The organism is Streptomyces sp. YKOK-I1 (genome assembly GCF_054660435.1).
On sequence record NZ_BAAGDR010000001.1, the window covers coordinates 4,349,220 to 4,372,914 of the forward strand.

Sequence of the window (23,695 nt, forward strand, 5' to 3'; positions counted from 1 at the left end):
CCGCCCTCGGTGGTGCTCTCAGCTCGCCGAGCCGCTGAGGACCGCCGGGCGGCGCGAGGCGATGACCTTCCTGGCCAGCGACTTGGGGCTGGTCAGGAAGCCGAACCCCCACGACATGTGCATGGTGGCCAGGGCCACGGGGATCTGGAGCCGCGCCTTCAGCGGCAGCCCCTTGCCGGCCGGTACCGACCCGGCGGCGATCGCCGCGAGATAGCCGCCGGGGACCAGGAACCCGAGCGGGGTGAGCACGGCGCCCACGACCAGGCCCACGGCTATCGCGCACACCGCGGTGGGCGGGGCGAGGTAGCGCAGGTTGATGGAGCCCTCGTGGTAGCGGGCGACGACGTGCCGCCAGCGGCCGTAGTCCTTGTACTGCTTGGCGAGCGCCTTCACCGAGGGCCGCGGGCGGTACGACACCTTCAGCTCCGGCGAGAACCAGATCAGCCCGCCGGCCTCACGGATGCGGAAGTTCAGCTCCCAGTCCTGGGCGCGGATGAACTCCTCGTTGTAGCCGCCCTGCTGTTCGAGGGCCTCGCGCCGGAAGACACCGAGGTACACCGTCTCGGCGGGGGCGGCCTGTCCGCCGGTGTGGAAGGCGGCGTTGCCGACGCCGATCTTCGAGGTCATGGCGGCCGCGACGGCGTGCTCCCAGTCGTTCTCGCCCTCGGCGTGCATGATGCCGCCGACGTTCTGCGCGCCGGTCTCCTGAAGGAGCCGTACGGCGGTGGCGATGTAGTTCGGGGAGAGGATGCCGTGCCCGTCGACGCGGACCACGACCGGATGGCGGGAGGCCTTGATCGCGGCGTTGAGGGCGGCGGGCGTACGGCCCGTGGGGTTCGGGACGGTGTGCACGCGCGGGTCTTCTGCCACGAGCTCGGCCGCGATCTCGTCCGTACGGTCCTTGGACGGACCGAGGGCGATCACGACCTCCATCTCGCCTGCGTACTCCTGCGCGAGGATCGCTTGGACGGCTCCGCGCAGATGCCGCTCCTCGTCGAGGACGGGCATGATGACGGACACGGCGGGGAGCTGCACGTCGGGCTTGGCGTTCATAGGACGCTCACGTTACCGCGAACGGGGGACACCGGTGCGCGCCGCCGGGTGCGCTGCGCCGGGCGACAGATCGTACGGGCCTACGGTACTCACGGCTTCCCCCGCCCCGGAGGTGTCCCGTATGCCCACCACACCGCCCCGGACCCGGCGCCGTCCGCCGCGCCCCCCGGTCCGCCCCGTACGGCGCAGACGTCCGCGCTGGGCCATGCGGGCGGCGACCACGCTCTCGGTGGTCGTCCTGGCCTCCGCCGGGATCGGGCACTCCCTGGTCGCCGGCCTCGACGCGGACATCGCCCGGGTCGACCCCTTCAAGGACATGAAGAACCGGCCGCGGGCCGGGCACGGGATGAATGTGCTGCTGGTCGGCACCGACGGCCGGGACAAGGTGACTCAGACCGAGCGGCGGCGGTTCCGGCTCGGCGGGGCGCCCTGCCACTGCACCGACACGATCATGATCGTGCACATCTCGGAGGACCGGGAGCGGGCCAGTGTGGTGAGCCTGCCGCGCGACTCGTACGCCGAGACGCCCCCGCACACCACCCAGGTCGGCGGGCGGGAGCACCGGGGGCACCCGATCAAGCTGAACGCGGCGTACGCGGAGGGCGGACCGCAGCTGACCGTGCGCACGGTGGAGAACATGACCCATGTGAAGATCGACCACTATCTGGAGGTCGACTTCACCAGCTTCATGAAGACCGTGGACGTGCTGGGCGGGGTGAGGATCTGCACCGCGCGGCCGCTGCGGGACACGTACACGGGTCTCGATCTCGCTCCGGGCGAGCACACGCTGCGGGGCGGGGCGGCGCTCCAGTACGTCCGGGCCCGGCACGCGGACGGCTCCTCGGACCTCGGCCGGATGAAGCGTCAGCAGCGGTTCCTGGCCTCGCTGGTGGACCGGGCGACGTCCTCGGGGATCCTGCTGAACCCGCTGAGGTTCCGGGACGTGACCCGGGCGGTGCTGGGGTCGGTCCGGGCGGACCGCGGCTTCGGCACGGACGAACTCCTCGACCTCGGGCGGGCGATGCGCACCTTCTCGCCCGCCTCCTCCGAGTTCACGACGGTGCCGATCGGCCGGCTCGGGTACGTGGTGCCGGGCATCGGCTCGACCCTGAAGTGGGACCCGGTGCGGTCCGAGCGGGTCTTCCGGGCGCTGCGCGAGGACAAGCCGCTGGACTCCGCGCGGCCGCGGCCGAAGCCGGGCCCGAGCCCGCGGGCCCCGCGGGTGGAGGTGGCGCCGCAGCGGATCCTGGTCCAGGTGGAGAACGGCACGTCGACCGAGGGCCTGGGCCGGCGGGTGGACGACGCCCTCGCGGCGGCCGGCTTCCGCACCACGCACCGCCCGGTCGACTCGCCCGCCCGGGACGTACGGCGCACGGTCGTCGTCCACGACCCCCGTTGGGACCGCTCGGCCCGCTCCCTGGCCGCCGCCCTGCCCGGCAGCGAACTGCGGGCCGCCCCAGGCCTCGGCCCGACCTTGAAGGTCGTCGCGGGCACGGACTTCCGCCAGGTGCGCACGGTCCGGGGGCCGGAACCGGTGGCGCCGGAGCCTGAGGTGGTGCGGGGGAACGCGGTGGGGTGCGGCTGAGGGTGCACCCGGACAGGCTCCAGGGGCGTAGCCCGGATGGCGGGTGGGGCCGAGGGGGCGTAGGACGGTAGTGCACGGGGCCTGCCCCGGGCCCCTCACCCCTCCAGGAGGAGCCATGACCCAGCAGCAGTCGTCCATGACGGCGATGAGCAAGGAGATGCAGGACTGCGTCCAGGCGTGCATGGCCTGCCACACCGTCTGCGAGGAGACCATGAGCTCCTGCATGCAGATGGGCGGCCAGGCCCAGATGCAGATCATGCGCGCGCTGATGGACTGCTCCGAGATGACCCGGATGTGCGCCGACATGATGATGCGGCGCTCGCCCATGTCGGCCGAGATGTGCGCGATGTGCGCCAAGGCCTGTGACATGTGCGCCGAGGCGTGTATGTCCATGCCGGACGATCCGCAGATGATGCGCTGTGCGCAGGCGTGTCGCCGCTGCGCGGAGTCCTGTCGGACGATGGCGGGCGCCCGGATGTGATCCCCGCCTGAACGCGGTCGGGGGCGCCCCGCGGGGTGCCCCCGACCGTCGTAGGTGCGCTCAGCCGAACAGCGGTGCCAGCTCCCGCTCCAGGTCGGCCGGTTCCCGGTAGTGGACGGCCCGCATGCCGAGCGCGGCGGCCGCCTCCACGTTCTCCGGGGTGTCGTCCACGAACAGACACCGCTCGGGCCGTACGCCGGCCCGTGCCGCCCCGAGTTCCAGGATCCGCTGATCGGGCTTGACGAGTCCGACGCGGGCGCTGCTGACGACGTCGTCGGCGAGGTCGGTCAGGCCCATCGCGGCGAGGTCGGCCTCCAGGCCGGTCGTGGCGTTGCTGACCAGGACCAGCGGGACCCGGGTGCGGGCCCGGCGCAGCAGGGCGACCACCTCGTCGTCGGCGTGGAAGGGCGACTCCACCAGCGCGGTGCCGAGCGACCAGGCGGTCTCCTCGTCCTCCACCAGGGCGGCGAGGCCCTCGGCGATGGCGGCGACCCACTCCTGCTCGGTGATCTGCCCGAGCAGCAGCGGCCCGTCGACCTCCGGGGAGAACGCCACCTTCTTGGTGGTGCCCTCCGCCAGTCCGGCGGCGCGTTCCAGCGCCTCCAGGTGGGCGGAGTCGAAGTGGCGTATCACGTTGTCGACGTCGCACAGGACGGCGTCGTAAGGACGGCCCGGGGCCGGTCTGTCCCCACCCTGGTCAGTCACTGGTCACCGTGACCTTCTCGTCGTTGTTCAGTTCGTTCACCAACTGCTTGACCTTGGCCTTGTCCCAGACCAGGTTGCCGCCGGTGGAGCCCGAGATCGGCATGTTCATGGACACGCCGTCGCCGCCGTTGACGCCCTTCATGGCGAAGAACATGGAGCCGAGGTCGTAGAGCCCCATGTCCTTGTCGACGATCAGGGAGTCCAGGCCCGCGCCCATCACCGGGTAGAACTTGAAGGGGTTGAGGATCGTCGACGGGGTGGCCACCTGGTGAGCCAGGGCGGCGAGGAACTTCTGCTGGTTCTTGGTGCGCTGGAGGTCGGAGGCGGCGAAGGCGTGCCGGGTGCGGACGAAGGCGAGCGCCTCCTCGCCGTTCAGCGTCTGCTTGCCCGCCTTGAAGTCGGCGCCCGAGTACTTGTCCTTGAACGCCTTGTCGATGGTGATCTCGACGCCGCCGACCGCGTCCACGATGTTCGCGAAGCCCGCGAAGCCGATCTCGACGTAGTGGTCGATGTGCAGACCGGTGTTGAACTCGACGGTGCGCACGAGCAGCGTCGGGCCGTCCTCGGCGTAGGCGGCGTTGAGCTTGGTGTGCCGGCCGGTGCCCTTGAAGGTCTTGCCGGACTCCGAGCCGACGTACGTCGGGATCTCCACGTCCGAGTCGCGCGGCAGCGAGATCAGGGTGTCGCCGCTGGACCCGACGTGCAGGATCATCATCGAGTCGGTGCGCTTGCCCTCGGCGGAGCCGGTGTGCAGTTCCTTCTTGTCCTCGGAGCTCAGGCCCTCACGGCTGTCGGAGCCGACGATGAGGTAGTTGGTGCCGTCGCCGGCGTCGGGCCGGTCGATGACCTTCGACAGGTCGACCTCGCGGCGCAGCTTGGAGTCGGCCCAGAAGTAGGTGGAGACGGAGGTCACGACGAGGACGACCGCGACGGTGATCGCGGTCCACTTGATCCGGCGGCGCCAGTCCGGGGCGGGGCGGGCGCCCTGCGGGTATCCGCCGCCGGGCCCGCCGGGCTGGCCGGGGCCGCCCGGTGCGCCGTAGACCTGGCCCGAGCTGTAGCCGCTGTCGTACCCGGACTGCTGGGCGTTGGTGTAGTCGCCGTGTCCCTGTCCGCTGACGTACGACGGCTGCTGGGGGACACCGGCGCCCTGCGGCGGGGCTGCGGGGCCGCGCCGGACCTGCCGCATGACACGCGCGCTCTCGGGCTGCGCACCCGCGCTGCCGTTTCCGTACCGGGAGCCTCGGTCGTTGCCGGACCATCCCTCGGGCCAATCGTTCATGCCGAACAGTGTGCAGGCTACGGCTGTGTCCCTTACAAGGGGTGTCGGGAAATCAGCGCTCCGCTGTTGCCAAGCCGACACAAAGTCCCGGCTTGTCCCCTGCGGCATAAGGTGGAGGCCATGACAGACCAGGTCACCGCAGTGGACTCGGACCTCCCGGACATCCCGGGCAAGCCCACCTCCGCGTCCCGCACCACGCTCAGCCACATCATGACCCACAACGACACCAACCTGCTGGGGACGGTGCACGGCGGTGTGATCATGAAGCTCGTCGACGACGCGGCGGGCGCCGTGGCCGGCCGGCACTCCGGCGGGCCCGCCGTGACCGCGTCCATGGACGAGATGGCGTTCCTGGAGCCGGTCCGGGTCGGCGACCTGGTCCATGTGAAGGCACAGGTGAACTGGACCGGCCGGACCTCGATGGAGGTCGGCGTCCGGGTGCTGGCCGAGCGCTGGAACGAGTCGGCACCGCCCACCCAGGTCGGCTCGGCGTACCTGGTGTTCGCCGCGGTGGACGCCGACGGCAAGCCCAGGGTGGTCCCGCCGGTCCTCCCGGAGACCGACCGCGACCGCCGCCGCCTCCAGGAGGCCCAGATCCGCCGCACCCACCGCCTGGCCCGCCGCCGCGCGATCCGCGAACTGCGGGAGCGGCGGGTGGCGGAGGGCTACGAGGACTGAAGCCCGCGCGGAGACCGCGGGGGCGGCCGGGCTGGGACCCGTCCGGCCGATCAAGTCGCAGGAAAGCAGCGGCCGCTGATCAGCGCGGGTGAGCGGGGGGCGTGCGGCGGCAAGGCGGAGGAGGGCGTCGAGGCGAGGGGGCCCCTCCCGCGCGAGCGCAGCCGGGTGTGGGGAGTCGGCACCGACGACAACGCGGCTGGGGTTCCCCCCTCCGGGGGAGCACCTGCCGCACCCCGCGTCTGCGGCATGACCGGCCGGACACGTCCTAGAAGAGCGCGGCCAGCTTGCCGAACGACTGGGTCCAGCCCTCCTCGTGCAGGGCGCGGCGCGGCTCGGTGGCGAAATCGCGCTGGGTGAGAGTCAGTTCGGTCGAGGTGCCGGCCAGGTCCCGGAGCGACAGCGTCACGACCGTTTCCCGGTCCTCGGGGTCGGGCTCCTCCCAGCGGAACGTGTAGCGCAGCAGCCGCGGGGGGTCGACCTCGAGGAACTCCCCCGCCAGATGGAACAGAGCGCCCTCGGGCGGCCGCATCGCGAGGCGGTACGTCCCTCCCGGTCTCGGGTCGCTCTCCACGTCCGGGACGGTGAACCCGTCGGGGCCCCACCACCGGGCGAGCTGCTCCGGGTCCGTCAGGGCCGCGAACACGGCCGACGGCGGGGCGTCCAGGACGCACCGCAGACGCAGCACCAGCCCCTCGTCACGTGTGCTCATCTCCTCATCCTGGACCCCGGTCCCGTCGGCCACCACACGCACTCGCCCCCCGGCCGTGAGGGCCGGGGGGACGGCGTGCCGGGCGGGTTACGGCAGGTTGCGGGCCATCACGATGCGCTGGACCTGGTTGGTGCCCTCGTAGATCTGGGTGATCTTGGCGTCGCGCATCATGCGCTCGACCGGGTAGTCGCGGGTGTAGCCGTAGCCGCCGAGGAGCTGGACCGCGTCCGTGGTGACCTCCATGGCGACGTCCGAGGCGAAGCACTTGGCGGCGGCGCCCTGGAAGGTGAGGTCGCTGTCGCCGCGCTCTGACTTGGCGGCGGCCGCGTAGGTCAGCTGACGGGCGGCCTCGATCTTCATGGCCATGTCGGCGAGCATGAACTGGATGCCCTGGAAGTCGGCGATCGGCTTGCCGAACTGCTTGCGCTCCTGGACATAGCCCTTCGCGTAGTCGAAGGCGCCCTGGGCGACACCGAGGGCCTGGGCGGCGATGGTGATGCGGGTGTGGTCGAGGGTCGCCATCGCCGTCGCGAAGCCGGTGCCCTCCTCGCCGATCATGCGGTCGGCCGGGATGCGGACGTTGTCGAAGTAGACCTCACGGGTCGGGGAGCCCTTGATGCCCAGCTTCTTCTCCGGCGCGCCGAAGGAGACGCCCGGGTCCGACTTCTCGACCACGAAGGCCGAGATGCCCTTGGAGCGCTTGGTGGGGTCGGTGACCGCCATCACGGTGTAGTACTCGCTGACGCCCGCGTTGGTGATCCAGCGCTTCACGCCGTTGAGGATCCAGTGGTCGCCGTCGCGGACCGCCTTGGTCTTCATGCCGGCCGCGTCCGAGCCCGCGTCCGGCTCGGAGAGGCAGTACGAGAACATCGCGTCGCCCTTGGCGAGCGGGGTCAGGTACTTCTTCTTCAGGTCCTCGGAGCCGGAGAGGATGACGGGGAGCGAGCCGAGCTTGTTCACGGCGGGGATGAGGGAGGAGGACACACAGGCGCGGGCCACCTCCTCGATGACGATCACGGTCGCCAGGGCGTCGGCGCCCGCGCCGCCGTACGACTCGGGTACGTGCACCGCGTGCAGGTCGCTCGCGACCAGCGCGTCCAGCGCCTCCTGCGGGAACCGGGCCTCCTCGTCCACCGCCGCGGCGTACGGCGCGATCTTCGCCTCGGCCAGCGCGCGGATGGCGTCCCGGAGCATGTCGTGCTCCTCGGACGGGCGGTACAGGTCGAAGTCAGCCGATCCGGCCAAGGTTGCTCACGCTCCAAAGACGCTAGCGTTACCGACGCTAATTACCGTTAAGTAACTCAAATTTTAGAGCGCCGACCGCGCGTCTGACACGTGAGCTGGACAACAGGGGGAAGCCTGGGGGGAAAGCACCCGGTGAGGGGCTCCGACCCGCCCGGATATGCTCGTGCGCGCGCACCCCCGGCTTACTTCCTGGAGCATCCATGAGCCTCAAGATCACCGTGATCGGCACCGGCTATCTCGGGGCCACCCACGCCGCCGCCATGGCCGAGCTGGGCTTCGAGGTGCTCGCCCTGGACGTGGTCAAGGAGAAGATCGAGAAGCTGGAGCGCGGCGAGACCCCGATGTACGAGCCGGGGCTGGAGGAGCTGCTGCGCCGGCACGTCGCCGGTATCGAGGGCTCCACCGGCCGGCTGCGCTTCACCATGGACTGGGCCGAGGTCGGCGCCTTCGGCGATGTGCACTTCGTCTGCGTGAACACCCCGCAGAAGCACGGCGAGTACGCGTGCGACATGTCGTACGTCGAGTCCGCGGTCGCCTCCCTCGCCCCGCACCTGTCCCGGCCCGCCCTGGTCGTCGGCAAGTCGACGGTGCCGGTCGGCTCCGCCGAGCGCCTCGCCCGCACCATCGCGGAGCTGGCGCCCGTCGGCGCGGACGCCGAGCTGGCCTGGAACCCGGAGTTCCTGCGCGAGGGCCTCGCCGTCCAGGACACCCTGCACCCCGACCGGATCGTCGTCGGCGTGCGCAGCGAGCGGGCCGAGAAGCTGCTGCGGACGGTGTACGCCACCCCGGTGAAGGAGGGCTCGCCGTTCGTCGTCACCGACTTCCCGACCGCCGAGCTGGTGAAGACCGCCGCGAACTCCTTCCTCGCCACGAAGATCTCCTTCATCAACGCGATGGCGGAGGTGTGCGAGGCCGCCGGCGGCGATGTCGCCAAGCTGGCGGAGGCCATCGGGCACGACGACCGCATCGGCCGGAAGTTCCTGCGCGCCGGGATCGGCTTCGGCGGCGGCTGTCTGCCCAAGGACATCCGGGCCTTCATGGCCCGCGCCGGCGAGCTGGGCGCCGACCAGGCGCTGACCTTCCTGCGGGAGATCGACTCCATCAACATGCGCCAGCGCGGGCAGATGGTGGAGCTGACCCGGGAGGCCCTCGGCGGCGGCCCCTTCCTGGGCCGGCGGGTCGCGGTGCTCGGCGCCACCTTCAAGCCCGACTCGGACGACGTCCGGGACTCCCCCGCGCTCAACGTGGCCGGGCAGATCCACCTCCAGGGCGCCCAGGTGACCGTCTACGACCCCAAGGGCATGGAGAACGCCCGCAGGGTCTTCCCGACGCTGGGGTACGCCGACTCGGCCCTGGAGGCCGTACGGGGCGCCGACGTCGTCCTGCACCTGACGGAGTGGCGTGAGTTCCGGGAGCTGGACCCGGCGGCGCTCGGCGAGGTCGCGGCGGCCCGGCTGGTCCTGGACGGGCGCAACGCGCTCGATCCGGTGGCGTGGCGCGCGGCGGGCTGGACCTACCGGGCGATGGGCCGCCCCACGGCGTGAGCGGGCCGGCCTGAACGCAGGGTGACGCCGGTTCGGCCGAGGCTCAGTCGGCCGAACCGGCGTCTGTGTGCATTCTGCCGTACCCGGGTGCCGTCCGCGGCGCGAACTCCCTCCACGGCCGCCTGTCGATCTCCTGTGAGTTACGCGCGGCGGCCGTGCGGGCACCTGTCCCCCATGGCTTCCGTCGTGCGTTTCCGTTCCGTCGTGCTGGACTGTCCCGACCCGCGCGCCCTCGCCGAGTTCTACGCGGGGCTCCTGGGCGGCACCCCCTGGGCCGAGGAGGGCGAGGAGGACTGGTACGTCCTGAAGGTCCCCGGCGGTCCCCGGCTCGCGTTCCAGGAGGTCGAGGGGTACACCCCGCCCGAGTGGCCGCGGCCCGACCGCAACCCCCAGCAGTTCCACCTCGACCTCGACGCCGGCGCCACCTGGGCGGAGGTCGACGCGGCGCACGAACGGGTGCTGGCGCTGGGGGCGCGTCCGCTGGATCTGGAGGACCGGGAGAAGAAGGACTTCCAGGTGTACGCCGATCCGGCGGGCCATCCCTTCTGCCTCTGCCGGATCGAGCATCCCTAGGGGGCCTTGCGTTCCTGAGCCGCGCGGGCGGTGAAGTCGGCCGTGCGCAGGGCTCGCTGGACGTTTCCCCAGGTCAGCAGGGACAGGTCGGACTCCGGCCAGCCGCGGTCGAGGAGTTCCGCGACGAGGTGGGGGTAGCCGCAGGCGTCGGCGAGGCCCTGGGGGTGGGCGGCGCCGGAGTCGTACACGCCGGACAGGGCGACGCTCCCGGGGCCCGCGACGGCGCGTACGTGGTCGAGGTGGTCGGCGACGTCCCGCAGGGCCGGCCCGGTCTGCTCCTCGCTCATCGGCACCATGCACACGCCCCCGGCCGCGCCCAGCTCGGCGAGCAGGTGGTCGGGGAGGTTGTCGGGGTGCGGGCGCAGGGCGCGGGCGGCGGAGCGGGTGGCCAGCACCGGGGTGCGGGAGAGGGCGAGGGCGCGGCCGGTCGTGGCGTCGGAGGCGCCGGAGAGGTCGGCGAGGACACCGAGCCGGTTCATCTCCCGTACCGCCTCCTCGCCGAACCGGGTCAGGCCCGCCTCGCCCGCCCACGAGGTGCCGGCGAGGGTGAGGACGCGCAGTCCCAGGGAGTGCAGGACGCGCAGGACGGCCAGGGAGCCGTCGAGGGCCGCCGCGGTGGCCGGGCCGAGGACGACGGCGACCCGGCCGCAGTTGCGGGCGTCGAGGACCTCTCCCGCGGTCCGGGCGAGCCGCAGCCCCTCCGGGTGGGCGGCGACCACCGCACGGGCGAGGTCGAGCTGCTCCAGGGTGGCGCCGAGGGCCCGGTCGGACGCGAGGCCCTCCGGCGGGTGCAGGGCGCAGAACAGCGCCCCGACCCGGCCGCGCCGCAGCCGCGGCACATCGGTGTCGACGGCGCTCTCCCCGAGCTGCAGGTCGTACCAGGGCAACTCCCGCAACGCCCGGGCCAGCCCACTGTAGCCATCAGCAACAGGCCACCGCCCAAGCAGAGCACGGGCCCGCTCCAGGGGGTCGATGAGCTCGACGTCAGGGGCGGGGGCCGGGTGCGGGTGCGGGGCCGGGTGCGGGTGCGGGTGCGGGGCCGGGGCCGGGGCCGGGTGCGAGGCCGGGGCCGGGTGCGAGGCCGGGGCCGGGTGCGAGGCCGGGGCCGGGTGCGAGGCCGGGGCCGGGTGCGAGGCCGGGGCCGGGTGCGAGGCCGGGGCCGGGTGCGAGGCCGGGGCCGGGTGCGAGGCCGGGGCCGGGTGCGAGGCCGGGGCCGGGTGCGGGTGCGGGTCCAGGTGCGGGTGCGGGGCCGGGTGCGGGTGCGGGTGCGGGGCCAGGTGCGGGTGCGGGTCCAGGTGCGGGTGCGGGTGCGGGGCCGGGTGCGGGTGCGCGGACTGCAGCGGGCGCGACGGGGCTGGCTCGGGGTGCACGGGCTGCAACGGGCGCAGCGGGTCCGGCTCCACGGGCGGGGACGGCTGCGGGCGTGACAGGTTCCGCTCCGGGTGTACGGGCTGCAACCGGCGCTGCGGGTCCGGTTCCACGAGCGGGGACGGCTCCGGGCGCGCGGGCCTGTGCGGGCGCGACGGGGCCGGGTCCACGTGCGCGGAAGGCAGCGGGCGCGACGGGGTCGGCTCGGCGTGCGCGGAAGGTTGCGGGCGCGACGGGGTCGGCTCGGCGTGCGTGGGCGGCTGGGGGCGTGACAGGTCCCGCTCGGGGTGCGCGGGCTGGAACCGGCGCTGCGGGTCCGGCTCCGCGTGTGCGGGAGGCTGCGGGCGCGACGGGACTTCGGGGGTGCGGGGGACCGGTGGTTCATGGGCCTCGGGCGGGTCGTGCAGTTCGTCCTGGAGGTCGGCCATGACGGTCTCCGTACGTCGCTCGGCGGTACGGCCACCGTCGCACGGGGGCGGGGAGGCTTCCTGGTGGGCGGGGCGTTCGGGGGTACGGCCCGCCCACCGGGGTACGGCTCAGCTGTCGAGGGACTCGATCGTCGCGTTGGACGGGGACCGCCGGGTGCGCAGATCGCGGGAGACGTCCTCCGCGGCGCCCAGCACCCGCACGGCGTTCTGCCAGGTCAGCTTGGCGAGGTCGGCCTTCGACCAGCCGCGGTCGAGGAGCTCCGCGATCAGGTTGGGGTAGCCGGAGACGTCGTTCAGGCCGTCGGGGGTGAAGGCCGTGCCGTCGTAGTCGCCGCCGATGCCCAGATGGTCGATGCCGGCCACCGCGCGCATGTGGTCGAGGTGGTCGGCCACGGTCGCGGCCGTGGGGACCGGGCGGGGGTGCGACTCCTGGAAGGCCTGGTGGACCTTCATCGCCTCGGGCGTGGTGGCCAGGTCGTGGAAACCGTGGGCGCGCAGGTTCTCGCTCGCCGCCGCGGTCCATTCGACGGCGGCCTGGAGCACGAACTTCGGTACGAACGTCACCATGGCGACGCCGCCGTTGGCGGGCAGGCGTTCGAGGACGTCGTCGGGGATGTTGCGGGGGTGGTCGCAGACCGCGCGCGCCGAGGAGTGCGAGAACACCACCGGCGCGGAGCTGGCGTCCAGCGCGTCGCGCATGGTGGTGGCGGCCACGTGCGAGAGGTCGACCAGCATGCCGAGCCGGTTCATCTCGCGCACCACCTCGCGGCCGAACGCGGTGAGGCCGCCCGCCCTCGGCTCGTCGGTCGCGGAGTCCGCCCAGTCCACGTTGTCGTTGTGGGTGAGGGTCAGATAGCGCACGCCGAGCGCGTACAGGCCACGCAGGGTGCCCAGCGAGTTGGCGATGGAGTGGCCGCCCTCGGCGCCCATCAGGGAGGCGATACGGCCCTCCGCGCGCGCCGCCTCCATGTCGGCGGCGGTGAGCGCGGCGCGCAGATCGGCCGGGTGCCGGTCGATCAGCTGCCGTACGCAGTCGATCTGCTCCAGGGTCGCCGGGACCGGGTCGGGCAGGTCCGCGCGGACGTACACCGACCAGAACTGCGCGCCGACCCCGCCCTCGCGCAGCCGCGGCAGGTCGGTGTGCAGATGGGCGGCCTGGGAGACGGCGAGATCGCGGGCGTCGAGGTCGTAGCGGACCTGCTCGCGCAGGGCCCAGGGCAGGTCGTTGTGGCCGTCGACGACGGGGAAGTCGGCGAGGAGTTCCCGGGCTGCCTCGAGTGAGCTCAAGGCCGTCACTTCCCGAAGCCGAAGCCGGCGCCCGCGCCCTCGACCTTGGCGCGCAGCCGCTTGCCCTTCTCGGTGGCCTGGTCGTTCAGCTCCTGCTGGAAGTCGCGCATCCGGGCGAGGAGGTCCTCGTCGTGGGCGGCGAGGATCCGGGCGGCGAGCAGTCCGGCGTTGCGGGCGCCGCCGACGGAGACCGTGGCGACGGGGACGCCGGCCGGCATCTGCACGATGGACAGCAGGCTGTCCACGCCGTCCAGGTACTTCAGCGGGACGGGCACGCCGATCACCGGGAGCGGGGTCACGGAGGCGAGCATGCCGGGCAGATGGGCGGCGCCGCCGGCCCCGGCGACGATCACCTTCAGTCCGCGGTCGGCGGCCTGCTCGCCGTACGCGATCATCTCGCGGGGCATGCGGTGCGCGGAGACGACGTCGACCTCGTAGTCGATCTCGAACTCGTCCAGGGCCTGGGCGGCGGCCTCCATGACGGGCCAGTCGCTGTCCGAACCCATCACGATGCCAACAACGGGGCTCATTCGGTGATCGTGCCTCTCAGGTAGCCGGCTGCGTGACGGGCGCGCTCGAGCACGTCGTCGAGGTCGTCGCCGTAGGTGTTGACGTGGCCGACCTTGCGGCCCGGCTTCACGTCCTTGCCGTACATGTGGATCTTGAGCTGGGGGTCGCGGGCCATGCAGTGCAGGTACGCGGAGTACATGTCGGGGAAGTCGCCGCCGAGGACGTTGACCATGACCGTCCAGGGCGCGCGCGGGCGCGGGTCGCCGAGGGGGAGGTCGAGGACCGCGCGGACGTGGTTGGCGAACTGGGAGGTGATCGCGCCGTCCTGGGTCCAGTGGCCGGAGTTGTGCGGGCGCATCGCGAGTTCGTTGACGAGGATGCGGCCGTCGCGGGTCTGGAACAGCTCGACCGCGAGATGGCCGACGACGCCGAGTTCCTTGGCGATGCGCAGGGCCATCTCCTCCGCCTGGAGGGCGAGGGCCCGGTCCAGGTCGGGGGCGGGCGCGATCACGGTGTCGCAGACGCCGCCGACCTGCTGGGACTCCACGACCGGGTAGGCGACGGCCTGGCCGTGCGGGGAGCGCACCACGTTGGCCGCGAGCTCGCGGACGTAGTCGACCTTCTCCTCGGCGAGGACGGGGACGCCGGCGCGGAACGGGTCGGCCGCCTCCTCGGCGGTCTCCACCACCCACACGCCCTTGCCGTCGTAGCCGCCGCGAACCGTTTTGAGGACGACGGGGAAGCCTCCCCCGCCCTCGGCCGCGAACCGGACCACGTCCTGCGGGTCGGTCACGATGCGGTGCCGCGGGCAGGGCACGCCGATCGCGTCGAGCTTCGCGCGCATCACGCCCTTGTCCTGGGCGTGCACCAGCGCGTCGGGGCCGGGGCGGACGGGGATGCCGTCCGCCTCCAGCGCCCTGAGGTGCTCGGTGGGGACATGTTCGTGATCGAAGGTGATCACATCGCACCCGCGCGCGAAGTCACGCAGCGTGTCGAGATCGCGGTAGTCGCCGATGACGACATCGCTCACGACCTGCGCCGCGGAATCCTGGGGGGTGTCACTGAGGAGCTTGAACCTGATGCCCAGCGGAATGCCCGCCTCGTGTGTCATACGAGCGAGCTGGCCTCCGCCGACCATGCCGACTACCGGGAACGTCACGCCCCCAGGGTATCGGCCGCGTCACCTGGGCCGGAGCCCGCGCCCGCCGGTGCGGGCGTCCGGGGCTCTCACCGGTCTTTTCCCCGGCTCATACCGGTCGTTTGCCGCGTTCTTCCCGACCCGTTTCCGACCCGTGAGGCGGAGCACAGGAAACCGACAAGAGTGGTGGTTAGCATGGCTGGGTTGACACAACCGAGACCCGAACGGGGGCCTGTACGACCATGGCGCATGGTTCCTCGGGGCAAGGACGGCTACGGCGCGTAGGCCGTGAGCTGGTCAAATTCGGGGCTGTGGGCGGTGCGGGGCTGCTGGTCAACCTCGGCGTGTTCAATCTCGTCCGCCATCTCACCGACCTGCCGGTGGTCCGCGCGAGTGTCATCGCGACCATCGTGTCGATCGTCTTCAACTACATCGGGTTCCGGTACTTCACCTACCGTGACCGCGACAAGAGCGGGCGCACGAAGGAACTGACGCTGTTCCTGCTGTTCAGCGCGGTCGGTCTGGTGATCGAGAACGGTCTGCTGTTCGCGGCGACCTACGGGTTCGGCTGGGACAGCCCGCTGCAGAGCAACGTGTTCAAGTTCCTCGGCATCGGGGTCGCGACGCTGTTCCGCTTCTGGTCGTACCGGACGTGGGTGTTCCGCGCCCTGCCCGCGAAAGAGGCCGTGGCCAGCGCCGAGTCCTTCCTCACGGAGGAGTCCCTGATCGGGGAGCAGATCGGGGAGCAGACCCGGAAGGCGAAGGCCCGCCAGCGCGTCGGCTGACGCCCGGCGGCGGGCCGCGGCCACCGGGTCCTACCTGACCATCGGTTCCTCGTCGTGCGACGTCCGCTTCCGGGGCGCCGTGCGGGAGAGGAAGAGGCCGAAGACCGCGGGCTGGGCCTGGAGCATCTCCAGGCGGCCGCCGTCGGCCTCGGCGAGGTCCCGGGCCACCGCGAGGCCGATGCCCGTGGAGTTGCGGCCGCTGATCGTGCGCTCGAAGATGCGGGCGCCGAGGTCGGCGGGGACGCCGGGGCCCTCGTCGGTGACCTCGATGACCGCCTGGTTGCCGGTGACCCGGGTGCGCAGGGCGACCGTGCCACCGCCGTGCATCAGGGAGTTCTCGATCAGGGCGGCGAGGACCTGGGCGACCGCGCCCGGGGTGCCCACGGCCCGCAGATGGCGCTTGCCGGAGCTGACGATGGCGCGTCCGGCACTGCGGTAGGCGGGGCGCCACTCGGCGAGCTGCTGCTGGATGACCTCGTCGAGGTCGAAGGAGACGGCGGAGCCGGTGCGGGGGTCGCGGGCGTTGGTCAGGAGGCGCTGCACGACGTCCGTCAGGCGTTCGACCTGGGTCAGGGCGATCGTCGCCTCCTCCTTCACCGTGTCGGGGTCGTCGGTGAGGGTGATCTCCTCCAGGCGCATCGACAGCGCCGTCAGGGGGGTGCGCAGCTGGTGGGAGGCGTCGGCGGCCAGCCGGCGCTCGGCGGTGAGCATCCGGGCGATGCGTTCCGCGGAGGAGTCCAGGACGTCCGCCACCCGGTCGAGCTCCGGGACGCCGTAGCGCTTGTGGCGGGGGCGGGGGTCGCCCGAGCCGAGGCGTTCGGCGGTCTCCGCGAGGTCGGTGAGGGGGGAGGCCAGTTTGTTCGCCTGGCGGATGGCCAGCAGGACCGCCGCGACGACCGCGAGCAGCGCGACCAGGCCGATGATCAGCAGGGTGCGGCCGACCTCCCGGGTGATCGTGGAGCGGGGCTCCTCGACCCGGACGGTCTCGCCGCCCTCGCCGCGCTCCTCGGCGTGGATGACGTCACCGCCGGGCTTGCTGCCGACCGTGATCGGCTTCTGTCCCGGGATGCGGATCACGGCGTAGCGGTCCTGGGTGACCTGGTCGCGCAGGATCTCCGCGGTGACGTCCTCGCGGCCGAGCAGCCGGCTGTCCACGATGCCGACCAGCCGCACCGCCTCGGAGTCCACCCGCTCCTGGGCGCTGTTGCTGATCGTGCGGCTCTCGACGATGACGAGGGAGACGCCGAAGACGGCGATCACCACGAGCACGACGGCGAGGGTGGACTGGATCAGTCGGCGGCGCATGTCCTCATATCCAACGGGACCGTGAGCTGTTCATCCCGGGCGGCGGGAAGCGCTCAGCTCTTCTCGAAGCGGAAACCCACACCACGCACGGTGGCGATGTAGCGGGGGTTGGCCGCGTCGTCGCCGAGCTTCTTGCGCAGCCAGGAGATGTGCATGTCGAGGGTCTTGGTGGAGGACCACCAGGTGGTGTCCCAGACCTCGCGCATCAGCTGGTCGCGGGTGACGACCCGGCCCGCGTCCCGGACGAGGACCCGCAGCAGGTCGAACTCCTTGGCCGTGAGCTGGAGTTCCTCGTCGCCCATCCAGGCGCGGTGCGACTCGACGTCGATGCGCACGCCGTGGGTGGCGGGCGGCTGCGCGGGCTCCGCGGCGCCGCGCCGCAGCAGGGCCCGTACCCGGGCGAGGAGTTCGGCGAGACGGAAGGGCTTGGTGACGTAGTCGTCCGCGCCCGCGTCGAGACCGACGACGGTGTCCACCTCGTCGGCGCGCGCGGTCAGGATGAGGATCGGCACGGCGTGGCCCTCGGAGCGCAGGCGGCGGGCGACCTCGAGGCCGTCCATGCCGGGCAGGCCGAGGTCCAGCACGACCAGGTCGACGCCGCCCTGCATCCCGGCGTCGAGCGCGGTCGGTCCGTCCTCACGCACCTCGACCTCGTACCCTTCCCGGCGCAGTGCGCGGGCCAGCGGCTCCGAGATGGACGCGTCGTCCTCGGCGAGCAGTACACGGGTCATGAGCTGATGGTAGTCCGCGGGGGGCACGGGTCGAAGTGTGATCGGCGCGGCTGTTTCTTACCCAGGGACATGCCGGACAATCGGCCCGCCGCACGGGCGGCGATCTTGGTACGTACCTACGGTCGACGGGTGGCAAGATAGTACAGACCTTCGAAAGGTCACCGCGGTTCCTTGATCACCTGTGATCCGTGTCTCAAACCTATTCATTTCCGACACTCTCCTGACGTATGGTGAAACAACGCCTGTAGCACCGCGGGGACCTTTGGCGCACTTGACGCCGAAGGTCTCTTTTGTGTGCGGGCCGGTGCGGGCCACGTCCCCGCCGGCCTCGAAAGGAATGACCTCTGGCCGGGCCTCTGCTCGCGCAACGCGCGTAGAGGCGTGGATCCCGGTGGTCGCCGTCCACCGCTCCGCGACCCGGGGCGGACTCCCCGAGGGCGTGGGGCGGACGGACCGACCCGCCGGTGCCGGCCGTCCCCCACCGGGCGCGTGACCGCTCAGGCAAGCCCGCTGAAGCAGCGCGTCCCGACCAGCAAGGAACGACCATGGCGTCCAGCCTGACGAAGGACTCGGTCCGTCCGGCCACCCCCGGCTCCGGGAAGACCTTCTTCGGCCACCCCCGCGGACTGGCCACCCTCTTCATGACCGAGATGTGGGAGCGTTTCTCCTACTACGGCATGAAGGCCCTGCTCCCGCTGTACCTGGTGGCCCCGGGCGGCCTGCACCTGAGCGCGGCCACCGCGACCGCGATCTACTCGGTGTACCTGTCGCTCGTCTACCTGCTCGCCCTGCCCGGCGGCTGGTTCGCGGACCGTGTCCTCGGCCCCCGCCGGACGGTCGCCGTGGCCGGCGCGGTCATCATGCTCGGCCACCTCACCCTGGCCCTGCCGAACTCCGGCACCTTCTACGCCGGCCTCGGCCTGGTCGCCGTCGGTTCCGGTCTGCTGAAGGCCAACATCTCCACGATGGTGGGCCACCTCTACGACGGCCCGGACGACCCGCGCCGCGACGGCGGCTTCACGGTCTTCTACATCGGCATCAACCTCGGCGCCTTCGCCGCCCCGCTGGTCATCGGCACCGTCGGCGAGAACGTCAACTGGCACCTGGGCTTCGCCCTCGCCGCGCTCGGCATGGCCCTCGGCCTCGCCCAGTTCCTGCTCGGCAGCCGTCACCTGAACTCGCGCTCGGACGTCGTGCCCACCCCGATGACCGCCGCCGAGAAGTCCGCCACGCTGCGCAAGGCCGGTCTGTGGGCCGCCGTCGCCGCCGTCTTCTACACGGTCGTGGTGGTCTCCGGTCACTACACCCTGAACTGGCTGCTGGTCCCGATCACCATCGCCGGTCTGGTCATCCCCGTCGTGGTCATCGGCCGCATCAAGCGGGACAAGGACCTCGACCGCGCCGAGCAGTCGAAGATGTCGGCGTACATCTGGTTCTTCGTGGCCGCGGCCGTGTTCTGGATGATCTACGACCAGGGCGGTTCGACCGTGTCCCTGTTCGCGGACTCCTCCGCCGACAACACGATCTTCGGCTGGGAGTTCCCGGTCTCCTGGTACCAGTCGGTCAACCCGGTCATGATCATGGCGCTGGCACCGGTCTTCGCCTGGGCCTGGCTGGCGCTGGCCAGGCGCGGCAAGGAGCCGAGCACCGCGGTGAAGTTCGCGATGGGCCTGGTGCTGATCGGCGCGTCCTTCTTCCTGTTCCTCGCCCCGCTGGCGATCGCCGACGGCGGTCACAAGGCGGCCGCGATGTGGCTGGTCGGCATCTACTTCGTGCAGACCGTGGGTGAGCTGACGCTGTCCCCGGTGGGTCTGTCGGTCACCACGAAGATGGCGCCCGCGAAGTACGCCTCGCAGATGATGGGTGTCTGGTTCCTCGCGGTCACCGCGGGTGACGCGACCACCGGTCTGCTGGCCATCGCCGGGGTCGACCTGAACAAGACGGGGATCGTGGCGCTGCAGGCGGTGCTCGCCGTGATCGCCGGTGGAGCGGTGTGGATGTACCGGAAGAGGGTCAGGGAGCTGATGGGGGACGTTCACTGATCGTCTTCTGAAGAGGGCCACCGTGTTCTTTGAACGGGGTGGCCCTCTTGGGTTTCGGCTGCCTGTCCGTCGGTGGTTGCTCGCGCCCACGCGGCGGAGCCGCATATCTATACAGCCCCGCGCCCCTACAAGTCAGCGCATGTGTCGACGTCCCGGCATGAAGGTGAAGACCGCGCCGCCCAGCAGGACCGCCGTACCGGCCACCAGGCCCAGGGCCTTGAGGGAGGCGTGGTCGTCGGCGCCCGTTTCCGCCAGGCCGCCGCTGGTCGACGTACTCGACGAGGACGAGCCGCCGGAGGCTCCGCTCGCCTGCTCCTCGGTGTCCAGGGTGAGGGAGACGGCGGTGCTGTCGGGGGTGCAGGTGGTGGTCGTGCCCATGGCCTCGATGGTGAGGACGCCCGGGGAGAGCGTGGACTCGCCGGTCGCGCCCGGCTTGTAGGTGCCGGTGAGGTCCGGGATCTCGATCGGGTCGCCCTGCGGGATCGTCTCGGCGTTCAGCGGGCCCTCCACCGTCACCGAGCCCGTGTCCGAACCGCCCAGCACGACCTGCATGGTCGGTTTCACCTTGCCGGCCGGGATGTCGATCGGGCTGTCCATCACCGACTTCTTGAACTGCACGGTGAGGTCGTAACTCCCGCCGTCCTTCTTGGCGTTGATCTGGATCGGCGAGGTCGCCTTCTTCACCCCGAGCGGGGAGTCACAGGTGTAGGGGATGTCGACGACCTTGCCGGTGAAGTCGGTCTGGCCGTCGTCACCGGTCGCGCTCGCCGAGACGCTCGGGGACGCGGACGTACTGGCGGACGCGCTGGCCGAGGCGCTGGCCGACGGCGACGAGGACTGGCTGGCACTCGCGCTCCCCGACGGATCGGAGGACGCGCTCGAACTGCCCTCCCCCGCCGTCACCGTGATCGTCGCGGCCGGCTGGACCGTCTCGGACGGGGTGCAGGTGGTGTTCGTCCCCAGCGCGTTGACGACGTACGCGTTCGGCGTCAGCGTCACCTGGCCCGCCGCCGTCAGTTTCAGCGTGCCCTTCATGTCGGACAGCACCATGGCGCCGCCCTTGGGGATCGCCGGGTTCTCGCGCGGGCCCGTCATCGCGATGTCCGCGCTCTGCGCGCCGGCCGCCTTCAACGTGCCCGACGGCTGGACCGAGTTCGCGGGCAGATCGATGATGTCGGGGTTCTTCGACGCGGCCTGGGTGAACTTCCAGACGATGTCGACGGTGTCGCCGACCTTCGCCGTGGCCGGTGCGCTGATGTCGACCTTGGTGGTGCCGTCGATCTCGGGCAGGCCCACACCCGACGGCGGCACGCAGTGGGTGGCGTAGGAGACCTCGGCGGCCTGGGCCTGCCCCGCGGTCACGCCGAGCAGCGCGGCGGCGCCGGCGAGCAGGACGGCGGCGCCCGCCGCGGCCGCGCTCCTCCGCCCGGCCCCGCGCGGGGGTGGTACGGCTCTCTCACTCACTTGGTTCCCTTCCTGCCGGGAGTCGAGGACTCGTCGGTTGGTCGTCGTGCGGTGCGGCGAGCCGTTCCGCCGTGGCCGGAGAGGTGTCCGGGGTGAACCACGGCAGGATCGCGGAGGTGCCGGCGGGGACCGGTGAGGGGCCCCGGCCGCCGGGCCCGTGCCCCCTGCGCGTCCGGCGGATGGGCCGGTTCCGCGGCCGTACCCGGTCCACCACGGCCATCCCGATCCGGAACACCGCGGCCGGCACCACCAGGCAGAGCAGGATCCAGAACAGGGTCACGCCCCAGGGGCGGCCCACGCCCCAGGGCTGCTCCGCGAGGACCTTGCCGCCGTACTTCAGGGAGACGGTGTAGTCGCCGTGGGCGCCGGCGGAGAGTTCGACGGGCAGCTTCACCCGTGCCTTCCCGCCGGGCGGGATCGTGCCGCGCCACTGCCGTTCGTCCCACTGCGGGGCGAACACCCCGTGCGTGGTGCCGACCTGGAACACCGGGTCCTTCACGGTCGTGGTGCCGAGGTTGCCGACGGTGAGGACGAGGGTGCGGGCGGGCGGCGCGCCGAACCAGGTGAGCAGACCGCCCGAGCCGTCCAGCCGGGTGTCGGTGAGCACGGCGAGCCGGCCGCCCGACGAGGACGCGGCGGGCAGCGGTTCGACCGGGTGCCCGGCCACCTGGAAGACGACGTCGACCTGGGCCTTCGCCCCGGTCGCGGTGGCCACGTGCACCACGCAGGGGCAGGGATCGGGCGGCTCGGCCACCGGGAGCGCCTGGCTGAACCGTCCCTCGGCGTCGGTGGTGACGGCCCTGCCGTCGGCGTTGGCGCAGGAGTTGGTGCCACCGGTCAGGCCCCGGGCCGGGCTGGCCCGGCCGCAGATCAGCAGCATCAGCAGGGTGCGCGGCCGCCAGCCGCTGCCGCTGACGGTGACCGAGGCGCCGGTGCCGGCCTGGGCGCTGGAGAGGGTGACGGTGGGCTTCTGTGCCGCCGACGCGGTGCCCGCCGGAGCGAGCGGTGACGCCAGCAGCAGGAAGAGCACGAAGAGCAGGAGGAGGGAGAAGGGCGCCGATGTGGTGGTCCGCAGTCTGCCGTTCACGTACCCGCTCCCCTCGCTGCGGCCGTGCCACCGGCCTCGCGCCTACGACGTCGTACGACCGCCAGGGCCCCCGCCCCGACGGACAGCGCGCCCGCCCCGGCCCCCACCGCGCCCCACGGCACGAACCGCGCCCGTGCGCCCCCGGTGGCGCGGGCGGCACCGGGGGCGGTGACGGTCAGGCGCACGGTCACCGCGTCCAGCGCCGGGCGGTCGGGCCACGGCTCGTCGAGCCGCAGCCGTCGGCCCGGCGGCAGCCGGACGGGCAGGGTGCGCGGGGCACGGTCCAGTACGGTCCCGAGGACCCCGTCCGCGCGCACCGCGAGCCGGGGTACGAGATCCGTCGTGCCCCGGTTGACCAGTTCGTACGTGATGCGGTCGCCGTGCACGGCCACGTGCTCGACGGTCAGCGCGGGCAGCCGCGGACCGCCGGCCCGCACCAGCAGCGGGACGGTGACCCGTCGGCCCGTGGAGTCCTGTACGGCGATCGCACCGGAGCGGTCGCCCGGGGGTGTGTCCGCCGGGAGCGTCACCGTGAACGGCACCTCGGCGCGGGTGCGGGCGGGCACGTCCACGGCCGTCTCCGCGAAGGCGAGCGGGAGACCGCCGAGACCGGTGCCGCGCAGCCGTACGGTGAGCGGCCGGGTGCCCGGGTTGGTGACGGCGACCGTGTCCTGGAGCACCGCACCGGGGGCGCCCTCCGCGTAGAAGGAGGGCCGCCCGCCGCCCGCGGGCGCGGCCGACCAGCCGTCGGCGGCGGGAGCGGCGGCCACGAGCAGGGGCAGCGTCAGCAGCAGGGGGCGTACGGCACGGGCGGCGCAGGCGTACGGCATCGGCGGCTCCGGTGACGAGGGGTGGGCGGGGCGGCGGTCAGCGGGGCTGCTGATGCCGCCGGGTCAGCCACAGGACGCCCGCCGCACCGGCGAGCAGGACGGTGCCGCCGAGGGTGCCGAGGGCGATCGCCGAGTCCTCGGGCCCGGTCTGCGGAAGCTCGTCGCCGCTGCCGCCGTCACTGCCGCCTGTGGTTCCGCCGCTGCCCGACGCGGTCACGTCGAGGGTGAGGGAGGGGCTGGGGCTGTTGGTGGGCGTGCAGGTGGTGGTCGTACCGAGCGCCTTTATGGTGAGGACGGCGGCCGTGAAGGTGACCTTGCCGGTCTTCTTCGGGGTGTACGTGCCGCTCAGATCGTTGATCTTGATGGGCGTGTTCTCGGGGATCGCGGCCTGGTTGGCGGCGCCGGTGACGGTCATCGTGCCGCTGTCGGCGCCGCCGAGCTTGATGGTGGCGCTGGGGACCATCGAGCCCGCGCCGAGCTCCACCGGGCTGGAGGAGACGCCCTTCTGCCAGGACATGGTGATCTTGTAGCCGCTGCCGCTCTTGACGCCCTTGATGTCGATCGGCGAGACCGCGCTCTTGTCGCCGATGGGTGTCTTGCAGGAGTAGTCGACGTCGACGACCTCGGCCGTGGCCACGGGGGCGGACATCCAGACCGCCGCCCCGGCCAGGGCCGCGGCGGTCATGAGCGCGGCGCTTCGCTTCCGGTTCGACACGGTCCCTCATTCCTGCCAGTCGCCTACCGGCCATTCCTGACGAGCCATCAGATCGAGCCGTCAAGGTACGCCGGGCGGGTTGAGGAGGGAAGAGAAGGGGAGGGCCGGAGTTGTGGGGATCCGGGGGTGGGGGTGAGGGGTTCGGGGGTG

The 23,695-nt window shown here is 72.2% G+C and carries 22 protein-coding genes and 1 pseudogene; 8 read left to right on the forward strand and 15 right to left on the reverse strand.

The window, feature by feature from the left end:
- Positions 1–18: 18 nt before the first annotated feature.
- The gene (locus tag ACYQ8Q_RS18885) at positions 19–1,053 is read right to left on the reverse strand and encodes a glycosyltransferase family 2 protein (RefSeq protein ID WP_460066377.1); all 1,035 of its coding nucleotides are present in this window, start codon (positions 1,051–1,053) and stop codon (positions 19–21) included.
- Positions 1,054–1,174: 121 nt separating this feature from the next.
- On the opposite strand from ACYQ8Q_RS18885, the gene ACYQ8Q_RS18890 reads away from it, so the two are divergent.
- Entirely contained in the window at positions 1,175–2,638 is a 1,464-nt protein-coding gene (locus ACYQ8Q_RS18890; RefSeq protein WP_460066379.1) for an LCP family protein, read from the forward strand.
- Between the two features lie 115 nt (positions 2,639–2,753).
- Complete coding sequence (locus ACYQ8Q_RS18895) at positions 2,754–3,119, forward strand: four-helix bundle copper-binding protein (protein WP_055634408.1); 366 nt, start codon at positions 2,754–2,756, stop codon at positions 3,117–3,119.
- A 60-nt stretch (positions 3,120–3,179) separates the two neighbouring features.
- Here the strand turns inward: ACYQ8Q_RS18895 and ACYQ8Q_RS18900 are convergent, their stop codons facing one another.
- A complete protein-coding gene (locus ACYQ8Q_RS18900; protein WP_460066380.1) occupies positions 3,180–3,824 on the reverse strand; it encodes an HAD family hydrolase in 645 nt (214 codons plus the stop codon).
- The gene (locus ACYQ8Q_RS18905) at positions 3,817–5,106 is read right to left on the reverse strand and encodes an LCP family protein (RefSeq protein WP_460066381.1); all 1,290 of its coding nucleotides are present in this window, start codon (positions 5,104–5,106) and stop codon (positions 3,817–3,819) included. Before ACYQ8Q_RS18905 ends, ACYQ8Q_RS18900 begins: the two co-directional genes overlap by 8 nt.
- Positions 5,107–5,226: 120 nt before the next feature.
- On the opposite strand from ACYQ8Q_RS18905, the gene ACYQ8Q_RS18910 reads away from it, so the two are divergent.
- A complete protein-coding gene (locus ACYQ8Q_RS18910) occupies positions 5,227–5,784 on the forward strand; it encodes an acyl-CoA thioesterase (protein WP_460066382.1) in 558 nt (185 codons plus the stop codon).
- A 265-nt stretch (positions 5,785–6,049) separates the two neighbouring features.
- Here the strand turns inward: ACYQ8Q_RS18910 and ACYQ8Q_RS18915 are convergent, their stop codons facing one another.
- Together ACYQ8Q_RS18915 and ACYQ8Q_RS18920 are read right to left on the reverse strand one after the other, a co-directional pair.
- Complete coding sequence (locus ACYQ8Q_RS18915; protein ID WP_460066384.1) at positions 6,050–6,493, reverse strand: SRPBCC family protein; 444 nt, start codon at positions 6,491–6,493, stop codon at positions 6,050–6,052.
- Between the two features lie 87 nt (positions 6,494–6,580).
- On the reverse strand, positions 6,581–7,738 hold the full coding sequence (locus ACYQ8Q_RS18920) for an acyl-CoA dehydrogenase (RefSeq protein ID WP_416979203.1): 1,158 nt from the start codon (positions 7,736–7,738) through the stop codon (positions 6,581–6,583).
- A 200-nt stretch (positions 7,739–7,938) separates the two neighbouring features.
- On the opposite strand from ACYQ8Q_RS18920, the gene ACYQ8Q_RS18925 reads away from it, so the two are divergent.
- A complete protein-coding gene (locus tag ACYQ8Q_RS18925; protein ID WP_460066386.1) occupies positions 7,939–9,282 on the forward strand; it encodes a UDP-glucose dehydrogenase family protein in 1,344 nt (447 codons plus the stop codon).
- Positions 9,283–9,456: 174 nt separating this feature from the next.
- Positions 9,457–9,855 (forward strand): VOC family protein, encoded by a 399-nt coding sequence (locus tag ACYQ8Q_RS18930; RefSeq protein ID WP_460066388.1) that lies wholly within the window; start codon positions 9,457–9,459, stop codon positions 9,853–9,855.
- Here the strand turns inward: ACYQ8Q_RS18930 and ACYQ8Q_RS18935 are convergent.
- Positions 9,852–10,898: pseudogene (locus tag ACYQ8Q_RS18935) on the reverse strand (dipeptidase); the annotation flags it as partial. The gene ACYQ8Q_RS18930 and the pseudogene ACYQ8Q_RS18935 overlap by 4 nt on opposite strands.
- Positions 10,899–11,054: 156 nt before the next feature.
- Here ACYQ8Q_RS18935 and ACYQ8Q_RS18940 point away from each other — a divergent pair.
- Entirely contained in the window at positions 11,055–11,282 is a 228-nt protein-coding gene (locus tag ACYQ8Q_RS18940; RefSeq protein ID WP_460073770.1) for a hypothetical protein, read from the forward strand.
- Between the two features lie 477 nt (positions 11,283–11,759).
- Here ACYQ8Q_RS18940 and ACYQ8Q_RS18945 read toward each other — a convergent pair whose 3' ends face one another.
- From ACYQ8Q_RS18945 to ACYQ8Q_RS18955, 3 genes are read right to left on the reverse strand one after another with little or no spacing between them, the layout of a single operon-like run.
- Complete coding sequence (locus ACYQ8Q_RS18945) at positions 11,760–12,947, reverse strand: dipeptidase (protein ID WP_460066389.1); 1,188 nt, start codon at positions 12,945–12,947, stop codon at positions 11,760–11,762.
- Entirely contained in the window at positions 12,944–13,468 is a 525-nt protein-coding gene (gene purE, locus ACYQ8Q_RS18950) for a 5-(carboxyamino)imidazole ribonucleotide mutase (RefSeq protein WP_460066390.1), read from the reverse strand. The genes ACYQ8Q_RS18945 and purE overlap by 4 nt, the downstream gene beginning before the upstream one ends.
- Entirely contained in the window at positions 13,465–14,607 is a 1,143-nt protein-coding gene (locus ACYQ8Q_RS18955; protein WP_460066391.1) for a 5-(carboxyamino)imidazole ribonucleotide synthase, read from the reverse strand. Before ACYQ8Q_RS18955 ends, purE begins: the two co-directional genes overlap by 4 nt.
- 221 nt (positions 14,608–14,828) lie before the next feature.
- Here ACYQ8Q_RS18955 and ACYQ8Q_RS18960 point away from each other — a divergent pair, with 221 nt between their 5' ends.
- Positions 14,829–15,371: a GtrA family protein gene (locus ACYQ8Q_RS18960; RefSeq protein WP_460066392.1), complete on the forward strand. Its 543-nt coding sequence runs from the start codon at positions 14,829–14,831 to the stop codon at positions 15,369–15,371.
- Between the two features lie 30 nt (positions 15,372–15,401).
- Here the strand turns inward: ACYQ8Q_RS18960 and ACYQ8Q_RS18965 are convergent, their stop codons facing one another.
- Complete coding sequence (locus ACYQ8Q_RS18965) at positions 15,402–16,676, reverse strand: ATP-binding protein (RefSeq protein WP_460066394.1); 1,275 nt, start codon at positions 16,674–16,676, stop codon at positions 15,402–15,404.
- 53 nt (positions 16,677–16,729) lie between these two features.
- Positions 16,730–17,407 carry a response regulator transcription factor gene (locus tag ACYQ8Q_RS18970; RefSeq protein ID WP_067251025.1) on the reverse strand — a complete coding sequence of 226 codons (678 nt, stop codon included), beginning with the start codon at positions 17,405–17,407 and terminating at the stop codon, positions 16,730–16,732.
- A 545-nt stretch (positions 17,408–17,952) separates the two neighbouring features.
- Here ACYQ8Q_RS18970 and ACYQ8Q_RS18975 point away from each other — a divergent pair.
- On the forward strand, positions 17,953–19,449 hold the full coding sequence (locus tag ACYQ8Q_RS18975; protein WP_460066396.1) for an oligopeptide:H+ symporter: 1,497 nt from the start codon (positions 17,953–17,955) through the stop codon (positions 19,447–19,449).
- 132 nt (positions 19,450–19,581) lie between these two features.
- Here the strand turns inward: ACYQ8Q_RS18975 and ACYQ8Q_RS18980 are convergent, their stop codons facing one another.
- The 4 genes from ACYQ8Q_RS18980 to ACYQ8Q_RS18995 form a co-directional block, all read right to left on the reverse strand.
- Positions 19,582–20,841 carry a hypothetical protein gene (locus ACYQ8Q_RS18980; protein WP_460073391.1) on the reverse strand — a complete coding sequence of 420 codons (1,260 nt, stop codon included), beginning with the start codon at positions 20,839–20,841 and terminating at the stop codon, positions 19,582–19,584.
- A 64-nt stretch (positions 20,842–20,905) separates the two neighbouring features.
- The gene (locus ACYQ8Q_RS18985; protein WP_460073393.1) at positions 20,906–21,952 is read right to left on the reverse strand and encodes a hypothetical protein; all 1,047 of its coding nucleotides are present in this window, start codon (positions 21,950–21,952) and stop codon (positions 20,906–20,908) included.
- 44 nt (positions 21,953–21,996) lie between these two features.
- Positions 21,997–22,830: a COG1361 family protein gene (locus tag ACYQ8Q_RS18990; RefSeq protein ID WP_460066398.1), complete on the reverse strand. Its 834-nt coding sequence runs from the start codon at positions 22,828–22,830 to the stop codon at positions 21,997–21,999.
- 37 nt (positions 22,831–22,867) lie between these two features.
- Entirely contained in the window at positions 22,868–23,545 is a 678-nt protein-coding gene (locus ACYQ8Q_RS18995; RefSeq protein ID WP_460066399.1) for an LPXTG cell wall anchor domain-containing protein, read from the reverse strand.
- Positions 23,546–23,695 lie beyond the last annotated feature (150 nt).